General features: G+C 40.1%; 1 pseudogene. It reads right to left on the minus strand.

Annotated elements, in window-relative coordinates:
• A pseudogene (locus tag ACS8FC_RS17720) lies at positions 1-218 on the minus strand (hypothetical protein); the annotation flags it as partial.
• Between the last annotated feature and the right edge of the window lie 473 nt (positions 219-691).

Here is a 691-nt window from a genome sequence, read left to right on the forward strand (position 1 = left end):
AAGGTTGATTTACCTGAACCGTTGATACCGAGGACACCGATTTTGGCACCAGGGAAAAACGATAGGTTGATATTTTTTAGGATTTCACGCTTAGGGGGAACAAGTTTTGACACGTTGTTCATCGTGTAAATATATTGAGCCATTAACACTCCGATAGACTGCATAGAAGAGAACAGCAAATGCCACTCAGCGATGATGCCAAGCGTGCCGTACCTCAAAATCAGGGTTACAAATTATAGGTCATTATCGCATTGTGGCGCATACCCTGCAAGCTGACAGGTTGTTTTACCAGTTGTTTTACTGTTTTTGACAGCAGGCTATGCCTTTTGGCTATAAAACTCGCTTTAAAAAATAACTCAAGGAGTCTTATCTTAATGAACTAACTTAACATTTTGATTCATTAGCGTTTTATAAAGACCACAAAAAATAGCATCAAAACTTTCGCAAATTTAATCAATAGCCGTTAGCATGTTAGTGTGACTTAACAAGGTCTAATGGTTCGATTATCAAAATCGATTGATCATCTGACCTTGTGCTTGTCTCAACACTCACTTTCATAGCAATCATACAGGTACTGATAATATGGCCAACGGCTATCGCCCTGAAATAGTTCAACGTGCGTTTGTCGATTTTATCGGATCGCGCTTACATCCGTTTTGGTCATTGATGACGCCCAAGCTACGCCTGATCG

It is taken from the genome of Psychrobacter sp. 1Y4 (assembly GCF_051847555.1).